The 15,246-nt window shown below is 59.9% G+C and carries 10 protein-coding genes; 8 read left to right on the forward strand and 2 right to left on the reverse strand.

Annotated features, from left to right (window positions below; all coding sequences use genetic code 11):
• Positions 1-491: BapA/Bap/LapF family prefix-like domain-containing protein (locus QMX88_RS25655; protein ID WP_442969494.1), on the reverse strand; the 491-nt coding region annotated here is incomplete at its 3' end.
• Between the two features lie 775 nt (positions 492-1,266).
• On the opposite strand from QMX88_RS25655, the gene QMX88_RS29890 reads away from it, so the two are divergent.
• Positions 1,267-1,758, forward strand: a complete 492-nt coding sequence (locus QMX88_RS29890) for a helix-turn-helix domain-containing protein (protein WP_442969495.1) — start codon at positions 1,267-1,269, stop codon at positions 1,756-1,758.
• 65 nt (positions 1,759-1,823) lie between these two features.
• On the opposite strand, the gene QMX88_RS25665 is transcribed toward QMX88_RS29890, so the two are convergent.
• Positions 1,824-3,779, reverse strand: coding sequence for a putative bifunctional diguanylate cyclase/phosphodiesterase (locus tag QMX88_RS25665; RefSeq protein ID WP_282373070.1), 1,956 nt, complete (start codon positions 3,777-3,779; stop codon positions 1,824-1,826).
• A 287-nt stretch (positions 3,780-4,066) separates the two neighbouring features.
• Here QMX88_RS25665 and QMX88_RS25670 point away from each other — a divergent pair, with 287 nt between their 5' ends.
• From QMX88_RS25670 to QMX88_RS25700, 7 genes are all read left to right on the forward strand, one after another.
• Positions 4,067-4,594 (forward strand): hypothetical protein, encoded by a 528-nt coding sequence (locus QMX88_RS25670; protein ID WP_282373072.1) that lies wholly within the window; start codon positions 4,067-4,069, stop codon positions 4,592-4,594.
• 249 nt (positions 4,595-4,843) lie between these two features.
• The gene (locus QMX88_RS25675; RefSeq protein WP_282373073.1) at positions 4,844-5,155 is read left to right on the forward strand and encodes a hypothetical protein; all 312 of its coding nucleotides are present in this window, start codon (positions 4,844-4,846) and stop codon (positions 5,153-5,155) included.
• A 475-nt stretch (positions 5,156-5,630) separates the two neighbouring features.
• A complete protein-coding gene (locus QMX88_RS25680) occupies positions 5,631-6,473 on the forward strand; it encodes an OBAP family protein (protein WP_282373074.1) in 843 nt (280 codons plus the stop codon).
• A gap of 89 nt (positions 6,474-6,562) precedes the next feature.
• The gene (locus QMX88_RS25685) at positions 6,563-6,787 is read left to right on the forward strand and encodes a DUF6555 family protein (protein ID WP_282373075.1); all 225 of its coding nucleotides are present in this window, start codon (positions 6,563-6,565) and stop codon (positions 6,785-6,787) included.
• A gap of 191 nt (positions 6,788-6,978) precedes the next feature.
• A complete protein-coding gene (locus tag QMX88_RS25690; protein WP_442969496.1) occupies positions 6,979-8,328 on the forward strand; it encodes an APC family permease in 1,350 nt (449 codons plus the stop codon).
• 492 nt (positions 8,329-8,820) lie between these two features.
• On the forward strand, positions 8,821-11,661 hold the full coding sequence (locus QMX88_RS25695) for a type VI secretion system Vgr family protein (RefSeq protein ID WP_282373077.1): 2,841 nt from the start codon (positions 8,821-8,823) through the stop codon (positions 11,659-11,661).
• Positions 11,658-15,246 (forward strand): DUF6531 domain-containing protein (locus QMX88_RS25700; protein ID WP_282373079.1); only part of this gene is annotated, 3,589 nt, incomplete at its 3' end. The genes QMX88_RS25695 and QMX88_RS25700, both read left to right, overlap by 4 nt.

Raw genomic sequence — 15,246 nt, forward strand, 5'->3', positions numbered from 1 at the left:
TGTGTATACGAGACTGGCGCGGAGGTGTCAGCGGGAGCACCACCGCCGCCACCCCCACCACCGCCGCCAACGCCGGCGGCGGCCGCACCGCCGGCGCCCAACAGGCCCAGCCCGGCAATCGCAAACGTAGGAGTCGAACCGCTCACTACGCCGGCGTCGGCGATGAGCTGGTCGAGGGAATCGACTTCGTCGAATGTGAAACCGTTGAAGGACTGGGTGTCGTACTGCGCCTGCCAAAGCGTGCCGTCTTCGCCCTGGAACACCATGTCGCTGTTGGGACCGTCAGACGCGGTGTTGAAAAAGTTGGCGACTTTGATGTGTTCGCCATTTTTCAAGTTCACCACAAGGTCTTGCCCGTTACGGGAGACCGAAGCAACTTGACTGGGAGGGACGGGCATTTGAACAACGGACGGTGAATTGAGTGAAAGATCTCCCCAGGTGTTGGCAGTGAGTTCAGACGTTGCTTTGTTGGCTACAACAATATTATCCATGTGACAGTCCCTTTCTTCGCTTCTAGCACTACAACAACGCGGTTAATGGCGTGTCATACCAGCCGCCCGATTCATAGAGCCAGGCGCAACTTCTTTTCTTGTTCAGGTGAAAGCCGTTTTGCACAAATTTAGAGTGGATCCATCCGATTTCAATAGAAAATTGTTTGACGATCATCTTAGGATTACAAAAATATGTCTGTAAGCTGTTGTTTTAAAAAACCTTTTTAAGGAAGTCAGACAGCGCTACCGATCGTCGGCCGGTTTCGGGAAATGTTCTCAATTGGAGGTAAATGCTGGAGGCAGTAGCCTGTCGTTGACCTTGCTTAAAACATGTTTAAAACCAAGACCCATCCTTAAACAGTGCGCGAAGGCAGGTTTTACCTCGTTTGAATGTTTATCGTATTCAAACGAATTAGTTATCTTTGACGCAACTGCGCTAATGCACCCACATCGCGTGGGTCGCCAATTAACCCGTCGTCCGGTGCCATTTAAACCCTCTCAAGCGTTAAATGCGGCTGTTGGCGGGATAAACATCTACCCCATCTGCAACGTCCCCGATGCTATTCATATGGACATAGTCAAACTGGCTAAATACCTCTTTGGCTCGTTGTAAAGGCTGGAGAGCTGAAATACTTGTTCGCGAATGTTGCAAACACTGTAAAGTGGTGGGTCCCCACCGTACGAGGCTATTTCGCTAACCCAGGAAGCTCGCACTCCAGCCCCCCATTGCACCCACCGCTCCATCGTGTGGCGTGAATTCAGCAGGAGTTTGCTCATGGAAAAGCTTGGAACGCGTTTGAGAAAAGAACGCAAACGGCTTGGTCTGACGCAAATTGCGTTCGCCAGAATTGGCGGCGTCGAACCTAACGCCCAGGGTCACTACGAAAGTGGCCATCGATCACCCAAGGCCGATTATCTTCAGCGCGTCTGTGACGCTGGCGTTGACATGCATTACCTGTTTTCCGGCAACGCCCTGGCGGGCACTGCGGACAGACTGGATGCGGACGAGCAGCCGTCTGCGGGCAGGACGCTCCCCGGCAATCACCGAGAAGTAACCATTTCAAATCGCAATGCGGTCGGTATTCTGGGCACGCTTCACCAGACCCTCAACGACACGACGCAGGTCATCGCCGACGTTGCCATCTGTTTCAGCACGCGCCACCAGGACGCCCGCGAAGAGCAGTTCGCCGCTCAGGTCCGCGATTTTCAGGAAGACTCGCGACGCTTCATTGGCCTGGCCATGATGAAAGTCCAGCACAGCGTCTGATCGGCAACGTTCGTTGCCATCCTCTCAGCGGCGATAAGCGCCGCTGTTCTCTCCCCGGAACACCTTCACAGAACGACCGCCGCCGCAGGCGCGCTCGACGTTGAGCCGATCCACTCCAGGGTCTGCTCAAGGGGCATCGGCCGTGAGAACAGGTAGCCCTGCACCAGCGTGCAGCCCAGGGTCCGCAACGCTTCCAGCTCTGCATCGGTTTCAACACCTTCGCTGACGCATTGCAACTCCATGTCCTGGCTCAGGGCCAACAGTGATTTGACGATCTTGAAACTCGCAGCGTTCTGATGAATGTCGGTGATGAACGAGCGGTCGATCTTCAGCTTGGTCAGCGGCAGGGCGTGGAGCTGGCTGAGGCTTGAATATCCGGTGCCGAAGTCGTCCAGGGAAATACCGCAGCCCAGTTCACGAAACGCGTTGATCGCCCGTTGTGCCTGAACGAGGTCTTTGATGACCGCGGTCTCGGTGATTTCCAGGTCCAGCCGCGAGGCGTCGAAACCGCTCTGACGGATCACCTCAATCAACTGTTCAACTGCCTCCATCGACGAGCAATCGTGGGCCGACAGGTTGAAGGCGAGCCTGACATCGTCCGGCCACAACTGCGCCGCGTGCAGGGCTTTTTCAAGCAGCGGTGGCGTCAGGCGGTGGATCAGCCCAATCCGCTCGGCCACACCGATGAAGTGGCCCGGCGCGACGTTGCCCAGCTTCGGGCTCATCCACCGGGCCAGCGCTTCGAACGCCACCGTGCGCGAGGTTCGGATGTCGACGATCGGCTGGAACACCAGGGTGAATTCTTCAGCGACATTGGCCTGGCGCAGTCCCTGCTCGGTAAGCATGTCGCGCTTGAGGCGTTGATGCTGGCCGGGCGAGAACATGCACAGCTCGCCGGGTGTTTCGCGCTTGCTGGTGTAGAGCGCGTAGTCGGCGAACTCATAGGCCTCGGTCGAGGTGCTCGCCAGGTCCGGAAACACCACGAGGCCCATGGAGGCGCTGATGCTGACCTGAATGTCACCGATCACGAACGGCTGGCGCATGGTGCGACACAGCGACTGGCCTTGTTTGATCAGGTCGCCTTCATCACCGGCCCTGACGATGATCAGCCCGAACTCATCGCCGCCCAGGCGAGCCACATGCAGCTGCTCACTGGCAAACGCCCGCAGCCGCTGGCCGACCTGGCGCAACAGCTTGTCGCCCACGCCGTGGCCATAGGAGTCGTTGATCGGCTTGAAACCGTCCAGATCGATCATCCCCACCGCCAGTCGCGTGTCCTCGTGCCGGGCGTGGTTCAGTTCACGGTCGAGCAGGTTGAAAAACCTTCGCCTGTTGGGCAGGCCGGTGAGGCTGTCTTCGTTGGCCAGCCGTTCATTGTCATCGCTGAGCTTTTCCGTGCGTATCTGCATGTTCACCAGCCGGGTGAACTCGCCGTAATGGTTCTGCAGCACCACGATCATCGCCAGCGAGACGAGAAAGACATTGGCCGCCATCGCGGTGTACGTGGCATTGCCGGCGCTGGCGAAAAACGCCACGAAGGCAATGTTGACCACCGCCGTTGTCATCATCGCTGCAGAAGGCAGGTGCATCAGACAGAAGATGCAGACGATCACCGTGATGGCCATGTAGAAGGCCACGTGGGACTTGGTGTACGTATCGCCGTAGGGAAACAGCAGCAGCGCCCAGATCGTGAAGCCGAACGCAATGACCACCGTCACCTGATTGGTGCGGGTCAGTTTCTTGAAGATCTGCTCGGTGGTCAGGGTCTGACTGCGGCTCTGCCACCAGAGGACCGCGCGTACGGTGCCTACCAGGGTCAGCAACAGCGGGATGTAGACGGTCAGCCACAGCGGAGCGATGCCGTAATGGGTGGCCGCGAGGGCGAGGGTGTTGATCAGCAGGATGACGTACATCATGGGCAACTGTCTGGACAGCGCAATGTATTGCGCTTCCATCAGTCGCGTGTTGTCTCGCTGGACGCAGATCAGCGTTTTCAGTCGATCAAAAGACGGGAATTTCATGACTAGGAACCCAACGCGCGCAAAAGAAAAAAACGGCGAACCCCACAACTTGCAGCGCTGCAGAACGTTATGACTGTTAGAGGATATCGGCGGCAGGGTTGGTTTCTATAGCCATTGCAGCGCTTGAGACGCCGGGCGCTCTGGCTCGCTGGTGTTGTGCAAAAAAATGACTTTTTTCAGCGTTGCCGTGCCCAACGGAAGATGCGCAACACACGGGCGCGTGGCGAAGCTGACAGAACACCCGCCGTCGAGAAACTTCATGTACACCCTGGAAGGATGCAAAAGCGATGGTAATAGCCTGTTTGGGTTGGGGCTCATTGATATGGAAGCCGGACGCACTGCCGCTCGCCAGTGAGTGGTTTATGGACGGGCCGGCGTTACCGGTCGAATTTTCGCGGATAGGTGATGGCGGTGAACTGGCCACGGCCATCTGCCTGAACGCGCCGCCATGCCGGGTGTTCTGGTCCGTCCTGGCGACCGATTCATTGGAGCAGGCGTGCAGTGCGCTGCGTGAACGTGAGCAGATCCCTGAAGAGCGTGAGGACGGCATCGGCGTGTATCGGGTGGAAGCGTCTTCAACCGGGCCGCTGGCGCAGTGGGCCAGTGAGCGCCAGATCGATGCGCTGATCTGGACAGCGCTGCCGCCGCGCTTTCGTAGCGAGGGGCGCCTGCCAACGAGCGAGGACGCCCTGGCGTACCTGCGAAGCCTGACCGGCGAGAAGCTCGAACATGCCCGGGATTACATTCGCCAGGTACCGGCCCAGATCGACACCCCTTATCGTCGTGACATCCAGAAGCAGTTGGGCTGGAAGTGACAAGCCGGCCCATGCCATGCCGGTGCATACCCTGCAACGGTTGTAAGGACCAGCCTGTTTGGGTGGTTGCTACTGGACGCTCGTTATCAGATGAATGTTCAAGCGTACTGGCCCCCGTGAAACACGGTGAACTAACGAAGCGAGCGATGAACCCATCCCGTTGTTTTTCGCGGGTGACCCGCGTCAATCGGGGGGCGTTTTGCCAGTGCAACTAGCGACGGCTATTTATCAATCCAATCAGGATTTTTTATGTTCAATCGTGGTGATGTCTATCAGGGCTGGGTGCAACTAACACTCACCGACGAGTCCTACAGCGAGGCGGCGGAAAATGGTTGTCAGCTGGAAGTTCGCGCCCGGGCCAATGGCGACTTCGTCGAAGTATTGGTCTGTGTTTACGCAGCGGACGGGGAAAGGGTGGTGGAGCATCTGTTCAGGCTGCCGGCGTCGGAATCGACCGTCGAGCAAGGGCTTGAGCGGGGGCGTGATCAGGCCGAGCGCATTGCCGTTGGAGAGCCTGTGGACTGGGCGGGCACTGAAGCGGTGAGGCGGGCGAGCGACTGACGTGCTCATGATCGCTGGCGAAGTTGCCCGGGTTTTTCGTTGACGGAAGTCATGATGGCTCCCCGATATCAACTAACGGATTGTGTCGACTGTCACTGACGGACAACTAATCCAGTGAGCCGCGCTGTTCGATGGTTAAGAGGCTTGGATAAGTGTCGGGTTAGCGGTGCGGGCTGTTATTTGACCTGAAGCGGCACCTATCCGAATGAATGATTCGAAGCCGCTGCCGGACTTAATACATCTCTTTGATTGATATAACGCGTCAACTAACAGTCTTAATTCGCCTCTGAGCCGCTCGTCCCGAAAGTTGACATTAAGGATGAACATACGGCTTCGGCACAGGGTCAACTTTTTACCGGCGCATTGTCTGCCCCGGTCTATTTGCATTTGATTGGATCAATGGGTTCCCCGCCCAGTTATAACGCGGCACGAAGCCGCCCTTGAAAGCCTGAGGCCTCAACTATGGAGACTTTCAATGCGGTCATTCCCTGAGAAGACGTTAGCCTGTTTCAGCCCGAGCCTGGCCTTATCGGTCACCTTGGCCTGTGGTGCATTGAGTGGGTGCGCGGGTGATGACACTCGATCCAGTGTGCCGACTCCCGGCAAGCCGACCAGCGCAACCCTCGGCGTGCTCGACGCGGGTGCCGCGACACTGCAGTCGCGTCCGCCCATCGAAGCGCTCAACGCGTATCTGGATGGCTTTCATTTTTATAACGGTCATCCTGACGTGCAGATGGAAGCTCATCACTATTGCTCGGTGCTGAGTGAAGAGTTCATTCAGTGCGTGATTTACGACGGCAATGTTCGGGATGCCAAGTTGATGGGCGTTGAATACATCATCAGCGCCCAACTCTTCGAGAAGCTGCCCGATGGCGAGAATCGCTTCTGGCACAGCCATGCCCATGAGGTGAAGTCGGGTCAACTGGTGGCTCCCGGTATTCCTGCCACCGCCGAACACGCTTTGATGGCGAAACTTGCCAATACCTATGGCAAGACCTGGCACACCTGGCACACCGACCAGGACAAGCAACTGCCATTGGGCGTGCCCCAACTGATGATGGGCTTCACCGCGGACGGCCAGGCGGACCCGGCCATGGTCGAACAGCGCAACCGCCGCATGGGTATTGATACCCGGGAGAAACGCTCGGAACGCGCGGACATTCAGGCCCAGCCGGTGCTCAAGGGCGCCGACGCCTGGCAGCACGGCGATGCGGTGCAGTTGGCAGACCCCGCCGGTCGCGGCCACATCATGCAACCCACCAAACCCTCGCCGCCGGGTACCAACAGTCGATCCGCCGGGCCACAAGCGGATCCCTAGTCTGTCGCTCAACCCGCCTGCGGTGAGTCAGTCGTCCACCCAAGATGGAAATCAAACAACGAAATCGACCCCTGCACGAGATCAAGACCATGCAACATACCCAACACTACCGCATCGAATACCTTTTCCATGGCAAGCCACGCTGGTTCTACGTGTGCGCCACGCAAATGGACAACGCTGAGGCGTGGCACTGGGCTGCGGTGGACGCCGGTGTGGCCGACATCCCCAAATACCGGAGCGACAGAGCCATCAAACTCTCCAAGCCCAAGGCCGAGCGATTGGGGATAGATGCGGTGACCTGGAAGCCGGCGTGAAGCAGTAAGAGGGGTGGCGTTCAACAGTGCGCATTCCCGGCTAACGCCGGTCCTGCAACGGCACCGAATTCCCGTAGGACCGGCTTCAGCCGGGAAGCGTTTGGTCGGCTACGCCTCGGCTGGACCCGTTACCCTTAGATCCACACGTTTCAACCAAGCCCTGTAAGAGCCACCTGATTCGGAGCCAACCCATGACGACACCACTTGCTCAGCCAGGCCGAGCACTCAAACGCGCGGTCACAGGCCCCATGCTCCTGCTTTTCATTCTTGGAGACGTGCTCGGCGCCGGTGTCTACGCCCTGGCCGGGACCATTGCCGGTGAAGTGGGCGGGGCGATCTGGGTGCCGCTGCTCATCGCCCTGTGCTTCGCGATGCTCACTGCGGGCTCTTACGCCGAACTCGTCACCAAATATCCCCACGCCGGCGCCTCTGCGGTGTTTGCCGGCAAGGCGTTCAAGTCGCCATTGATCTCGTTTCTGGTGGGCTTCTGCATGCTGGCAGCGGGGGTGACCAGCGCGGCGGGGCTGTCGTTGGCGTTCGCCGGCGACTACATGGCGCCCTTCATCGACCTGCCGCCTCATATCGTGGCGCTGATCTTCCTGGTGGTCATCGCCTTGCTCAACGCGCGGGGCATCAAGGAATCGCTGTCCGCCAACCTGGTGATGACGGTCATTGAAGTCTCGGGCCTGCTGCTGGTGATTGTCGCCGCCGTGTGGTTTTTCCGCTCCGGCGACGCGGACCTGTCACGCGCCGTGCAATTCAAGGAGGGCGTCAACCCCGCGTTAGCCGTGCTTGGCGCTGCGTTACTGGCGTTTTATTCGTTCGTGGGCTTCGAGACCTCGGCCAATCTGGCGGAGGAGGTGCGCAACGTGCGCACGGTCTATCCCCGCGCGTTGTTCGGTGCGCTGCTGATCGCCGGGGCCATCTACATGGGCGTCGGCATCGCCGCTGCCACCGTCATGCCTATCGAGCAGCTTGTGCATTCCTCGGCACCGCTGCTGGAAGTGGTCAAGGCGTCGCATCTGGGCATTCCGCCCCAGTTATTCGCCTTCATTGCGCTGGTGGCCGTGGCCAATGGCGCGCTGCTGACCATGATCATGTCCAGCCGTCTGGCGTATGGCATGTCGCGCCAGGGCCTGCTGCCCAACGCGCTGTCTAACGTGCTGCCTGAGCGGCGGACGCCGTGGGTGGCCATCGTTGCAACGACAGTGGTCGCGATTATCCTGACCCTGACCGGCTCACTGGCAACCTTGGCGGAGACGGTGGTCTTGCTGCTGTTGTTCGTGTTTATCAGCACCAACCTCGCCGTGCTGGTCCTGCGCAAGGACACCGTCGAGGCTGACCACTTCCGCGTCCCGACCTGGGTGCCGGTGCTGGCGATAGTGTCGTGCCTGATCCTGCTGACTCAGCAAAGTGCCGAAACCTGGCTGCGTGCCGGGGCGCTGATGCTGGTGGGGGTGGCGCTGTATTTCCTTGCGCGAGTGGGCGGGACGCGGCCTGCATTTAACACTCATCTGGCGGACGCCGACGCCGAGTCCTGATCCGGCGCCATAGGGATCGGCGGCGCAATGCCGCCAATCCCTGCCGGACCTCTGAACACCCTGTCACACCCCTCACTTCCCTGTGACTCCCCATCGCCATCATGCGCAAAAAGTTGCGTAGTGACCGTCGCCAATTGCTGGCTTACCGACCTGCAGGGCACGTCGCTCGTGGGCTGCATGGGAGTGCGCAAGAACTTGCCCAGGGGTGCGCAACTTCTTGCGCATATTTCCCGTGAATCCTGACCAGGCATCTCGCACAGCCCTCAAGAATCCCCCGCAAACCCTTGTGGCACAAGGGCCGCGCGCCTGCTGGCACGGCCCTTGATATCTCCGTCGTCCTCTGAATGCGCGATCAACCCCGATCGGTCGTGATTTTCAGACCGCGGAGAGCACCGCCGACGCCTGGCGGTTCGCTGTCCTTCCACGCACTTGCAGTCGTTGATCACCCCCTTTGCATCGACGTCTGCCGCAACAGCGCATAAGGAACAAGGGATGTTCGCACCGGCCAACCAAGCCCCATTCAGCCTGACCCTCAACGGGCAGGACACGTTGTTTCAAGTGCTGTCTTTCACCGGTCGGGAGCGCCTCAACCAACCCTACGAATTCGAGCTGGAGCTGGTCAGCGAAAAGCCCGCGCTCGATCTGGAAAGCCTGCTGCACGCGCAGACGTTTCTGCAGCTGGCCGAGGACGGCACCGGGGTTCACGGGCTGGTTTACAGCATCGCCCAGGGTGATGCGGGCAAGCGCCTGACCCGCTATCGGATTTCCCTGCGGCCTCAGCTGGCTTATCTGGCGCACCGGATCAATCAGCGGATTTTCCAGCAGATGACGGTGCAGCAGATCATCAGCCAGGTCCTGGAAGAGCACGGCATTCTTTCCATTGATTACCGGTTCCAGCTCGGCGCGACCTACCCCGAGCGGGTGTACTGCGTGCAGTACGACGAATCTGACCTGCATTTCATCCAGCGCCTTTGCGAAGAGGAAGGCATTCACTTTCATTTTCAGCACAGCGCCAAGGGCCATCTGCTGGTGTTCGGCGATGACCAGACGGTGTTCCCGAAGCTGGCGCCGGTGCTCTACCAGCAGGACACCGGACTGGTGGCCGACGCCCAGGTGATCAAGCGCTTCGGCCTGCGCATGAACACACGCACCAGCCGCACCACGCGCCGCGATTACGACTTCACCAAACCGAAGTTCCAGCTGGAGAGCACAGCCAAAAGTGCGGCCGTTCCCGACCTCGAAGATTATGACTACCCCGGCCGCTTCGCCGATCGCGAACGTGGCCGCCATCTGGCCAATCGCGCCCTCGAGCGCCACCGCAGCGACTACCGGCTGGCCGAAGGCAGCAGCGATCAACCGCGGCTGGTCAGTGGCCATTTTCTCGCCCTGACCGGGCACGCCAACCCGCTGTGGAACGACCTGTGGCTGCTGACCGAGGTTTTCCACGAAGGCAAGCAGCCCCAGGTGCTGGAAGAGGTCATCACCAGCGACGTCACTGACTTGAAAAGCGATTTCCATCAGGGCTATCGCAATCTTTTCAGCGCGACGCCGTGGGACGTCCACTACCGGCCACCGCTGGAACATCCGAAACCGAAGGTGCTGGGCACACAAAGTGCCGTGGTCACCGGGCCCGAAGGGGAGGAGATTTACTGCGATCAGCATGGCCGGGTGAAGGTTCAGTTCTTCTGGGACCGCGACGGCCAGCACAACGACAAGACCAGCTGCTGGATGCGCGTGGCCTCGAACTGGGCCAGCCAGAACTTCGGTGCGATCAACCTGCCGCGGGTCGGCATGGAAGTCCTGATCACCTTCCTCGAAGGCGACCCCGACCAGCCCCTCATCACCGGTTGCCTGTACCACGGCGCCCATTTGCCGCCCTACAAACTGCCCGATTTCAAGACCGTGGCCACGGTCAAGAGCAAGGAATACAAGGGCGGCCGCGCCAACGAACTGCGCATCGACGACACCACCAGCGAGATCAGCATTGCCTTGCGCAGCGATCATGGCGCCAGTGCCATCAACCTCGGTTACCTGACCCATCCGCGACCCGCCGGCGGTCAGCCCCGGGGCGAGGGTTTCGAGCTGCGCACCGACCGCCATGGCGCCGTGCGCGCCGCTGCAGGTTTGTTGATCACCACCGAGCCGCGTCCCAACGAGTCGAAGCACCATAAGGACTTGCCGGAAACCGCCGAACGCCTGGCCACTGCCGCCGATCAGCAGGACGGCTTCGCGCTGCAGGCCAAGGAATTGCAGGCCCAGGAACCCGGCGATCAGGATGAAGTCGCCAAAGCCCTGCACGCCCAGCATCAGGGCGTGCTCGGCAGCGGCCCCGCGAACAAAAGTGCCAACGAGTTTCCCGAATTCACCGAACCGCATCTGGTCCTCGCCAGCCCGGCCGGCATCGCCCTGACCACGCCGCGTTCAAGCCACATCGCCACCGGCGAGCACCTGGCGTTGAGCAGCACGGGGCATACCAGTTTCTCCGTGGGTAAACGCCTTTTGGCCAGCGCCAGCCAGGGCATGCGCCTGTTCGTGCAAAGCCTCGGCTGGCGTCTGGTTGCGGCGTCCGGCGACATCGACGTGCGCGCCCTGAAGGACAGCATCAACCTGCTGGCCAAACTCAACATCACCGCCAACGCCGAGCGCATCACCCTCACCGCCAAAACCGAACTGGTGATTCAGGGCGGCGGCAGCGCCACCACCTACAACGCATCCGGCATCACCCACGTCACCACCGGCCCGTACACCGCCCATGCCGCCAACTTCGCCTACACCTCGGCGAAAAACCTCGCGGGCGTTTTCCCGGAGCCCCCAAAACCGGGGCAGGGCGATCTTGAGCTGTTCAACCAGTACGCGGGGCAGCAAGGGATTCAGGGCGGCGGTTTCGAGGTGATCGATGCCCTGGGCCAGCGGCTTAAAGGGTCCCTTGATGCCAAGGGATTCGCGACCGTTCCCGGTGCTGCACCCGGGCCTGGACGGGTGTCCTTCGGCAAAGACCCGGCGGACACCTGGACGGAGAGCAGCTTCATCGGCAAGCCCGAATGGCCGGTCCTGCCGCCGAGTGCGGGGGAGGTTCCGGCGCTGTTAGAGACGGAGGTCAGCGAGGGGCTGCCGAGCAAGAACTGGGATGTTGCGCACGTCATGACGGCCGCGGTTGACGCTGGGGCGGCGGGATTGGGCTTGCCGCCGCTGGCGACTGCGGCTCTGCCGATCGCTTCAGGCCTTCTGAGCGGGATGATCAAAAGCGGGAAGCTTCCGAGCCTGCCAGTGCCCACGGTCGATGAGGGCTTGCTTGAAGTATCGGGCCTGCTGGCCGGCGAGAAGTTGTCATGAGCGCGGGCATTGCAGAGCGCGAAGCTCAGGTGGCGATTGTTCCGCTTGATCTGATTCAGCTTGAGGACGTCGGGGCGGGTGCGGCCAATGTCGATGCCTGGCTGCAGGACATCAGCGGCGGGGTCGTGTCGCTTGAGCGGATCAAGAACGCTGCGGGTTTTTTGCCTGTGGTGGGCAACGTCATGGCGCTGGTTGATGCGCTGAATGACATCGTTCGGCTGGCCACGAGCGAGAAACGCGACCCGCTGGATTGGGTCAGCTTGGGCATCAATCTGATTGGCGTGCTGCCAACGCCGACCATGGCGGCAGCGCGAATGAGCCTGCGGCCGACGCTGTTTCTGGTGCGCCAGGAGATGCGTCAGGCGGGCAAGATGGTGCTTGGCGATTCACTGATCGAGGTGCTGATCGGGCACCTCAATGCGGACATCGTTGGGACGCTTGATGACTTTGTGACCCAGGCGCAGGGGAAGCTTCCGGGGATTCTTGAGGATGCCGGAAAACTTGGGGAAGGCGTGCTCCTTGAGATCGCTGCCGGTCTTGAACAGCTGGTTGACCCGAAGCTGAACGCCAAGGCTGATTTGCTTGAGGCCGAGCAGTTGGTTCAGGCCGCTGGGGATCAGTGGGCCTATGACCCCAAGGCTGCGATTTCAAATATCTTCGTCGCGGCTGCTGATCTATGCATCGCTGCAGGTAAAGGCGCTGTTAACGGCGCCGTCGAAAATTTTGTGCCGGAGTCGGTTAAGAAAGAGATAGGTAGACAGGCCAAATTGTTGCGCGCCATGGTGCCGGAGCTTCGCACCAGGATGACTGGTCTGGCGGATCCTGGGGTTCAGAATTCCATTGGTTCGCTGCTGCTCACGCTGGGTGACGCCGTGGTCAGTTGGCGTTCGCGCAATGGGCATGGGCAAGCCTTCAACATCAAGCCGGGGGTTGTTAATCAGGCCAGGCGCCAGGGCGGCGAAGGAAAGCTGGAGGCGGTTGGTTTCGAGAAGCCTGCGAAAGCCCGGCCTAACAAGCGGAAGAACTGTACGTGTCCGTGCCCTTGTGAATGTGCCTGTGGGTCGACGGCCAGGAGCATCAGCTTTGCGATGGGTTCGGAGTCGGTTAGCCATACCGATTTCAGCCTGCCAGGGCCGTTTCCGATTGAGTGGACGCGGACTTACTGTTCGAGTCTGGATGCTTACGATCAGGACGTCATTGGCGCACGCTGGATCACGCCGTTTACTACACGCTTCGATCTCGTCGGCGACGGTTTGGTGTTTCATGACTTCGACGGACGCAGCCATGAATTCCCCCTTCCCAAGGTCAAGCTGTTTCACTTCAACGCCATTGAAAATCTGACCGTCATTCGCCTCAGCAAGGATCGGTTGGTGCTGATGCGGGGCCTGGAGCACAGGGAGACCTATGTTCGCCGGAGTAATCGTTTTGTCCTGATCAACAAGGTTTTGCCCAACGGCGCCGGGGTGATGTTGCATCACGAGCATCGCCATGGAGATCGGTTGGTGCTCTCCGAGTTAGTCACTTACTCGGAAAAAGACGTCAACAAAGTTCATCTGCGCCTGGGCACTTTGATCGATGATCAGGGGCGTCTGACCGGTCTTTGGGAAGTGCGTGATGGCGACGTCAAACGCCAACTGTGCGCGTATCAATACGATGATTTTGGTGACCTTGTTCTGGCTCAGGACGAGAACGGTTCGGCCTGGCGCTACCAGTATCAAAACCACCTGATCACGCGTTACACCGACCGCACTAATCGCGGTCTGAACCTGCAATGGCAGGGAACAGGTCCCGACGCAAAGGCTATTCGCGAATGGGCCGACGACGGCAGTTTCGACACGCGGCTGGCGTGGGACGAAAACATCCGCCTGACCTACGTCACTGATGCCCTCGGTCACGAAACCCGGCACTACTACGACAGCCTCGGTTACACCTATCGCATTTGTCATGCCGATGGCCGTTCGGAATGGTTCTTCCGTGACGCCGCGAAGAACATCATCCGCCACGTTCATACCGACGGCAGTACCGACCGCTATCGCTACGACAAACTGAGCAACCTGACCGAGCACACCCGCTCTGATCACAGCGTCATCAATTACGCCTACGACGACAAAAGCCACCTGATCAAAATCAGCGATGGCGAGGGTGGGCTGTGGAAACGGGACTATGACCTTCGCGGCAATCTCGTTGAGGCGATTGATCCGCTAGAGAACGTGACCGAATACGCCTACAACTCTTTCGGTCTTCCTACAGCGATCAAGGACGCCAACGGCAACACAAAAGCGTTGGCCTACAACGACGCGGGTCAGCTCGTTAAGTACACCGACTGCTCGGGCAAGGTGAGTAGCTGGGAGTACGACGATCGCGGCCAGATGGTTCGCTTCACCGACCCTGCTGGCGACAGCACCGCGTACGAATACAAAGCCGGTCAACTGGTACTGATCAAACATCCCGATAAAACCGAAGAACGTTTTAGCCGCGACGCCGAAGGCAGGCTGCTCGCCCACTCCGATGGCCTGGAACGCTGCACCACATGGCGCTACACCGCTGCGGGATTTATCGCCGAACGCGTCGACGCTGCCGAGCAAACCTTGCGTTACCGCTGGGACAAGCTTGGCCGACTGGTGGCGCTAGAAAACGAAAATGAACGCCGCGCGCACTTTCACTACGATCCGGTCGGCAGGCTGCTGGAAGAAAGCGGCTTCGACGGTCGCTCGACTCGCTATCAATACGATCCCGAAACAGGAAGGCTTGCTCAGACGGTGAACGGCCAGCGCACGATTGCGCTGACCTTCGACCCCATGGGCCGTCTCACCGAACGCCGCGCCACCCTCGGCGAACAAGCCCAAAGCGAAACCTTCGCCTACGACGGCAACGGCCATCTGATCATGGCGACCAACGCCATCAGCAAACTGCAATGGTTCCACGACCCAGCGGGCAACCTGCTGCGCGAGCACCAGCATTACTCGAACCTGGATAAACCACTGGTTGCCGTCTGGCAGCATGAGTACGACGCCCTTAATAATCGCGTCGCGACCATCCGCCCGGACGGCCATCGCGTCAGCTGGCTGACCTACGGCAGTGGCCATCTGCTCGGTCTGAAGCTCGACGAGCACGAACTGCTCAGTTACGAGCGCGATGATCTGCATCGCGAAGTCGCCCGCCACCAGGGCAATAACCTGCTGCAAACCCAACAATGGGACCCGGCGGGGCGTCTACACGAACAGCTAGTAGGACGTCCCGACGACAAAACCACGCTCATCAAACGCGCCTACACCTACGACGCTGCTGGCCAGCTCACCGACATCAATGACAGCCGTCGAGGCCCGCTCTCATACCGCTACGACCCAGTCAGCCGCCTGCTCAGCGCTACCAGCCGCTTGGGCGTGGAAACCTTCGCCTTCGACCCTGCGAGCAACCTGCTCGACGACAGCGCCGCACCCGTACGCCGCCCACTCGACCCCGAACCGGTCCGCCATAAACTCGTGGACAACCTGCTGCGCGACTACGCCGGCAACCACTACGAATACGACGAACGCGGTAACCAAACCGAGCGCTGGACCAACGGTCTGCGCAGCGGACTGCACT

It is taken from the genome of Pseudomonas sp. PS02290 (genome assembly GCF_029960075.1).
Classification (GTDB): Bacteria; Pseudomonadota; Gammaproteobacteria; order Pseudomonadales; family Pseudomonadaceae; genus Aquipseudomonas.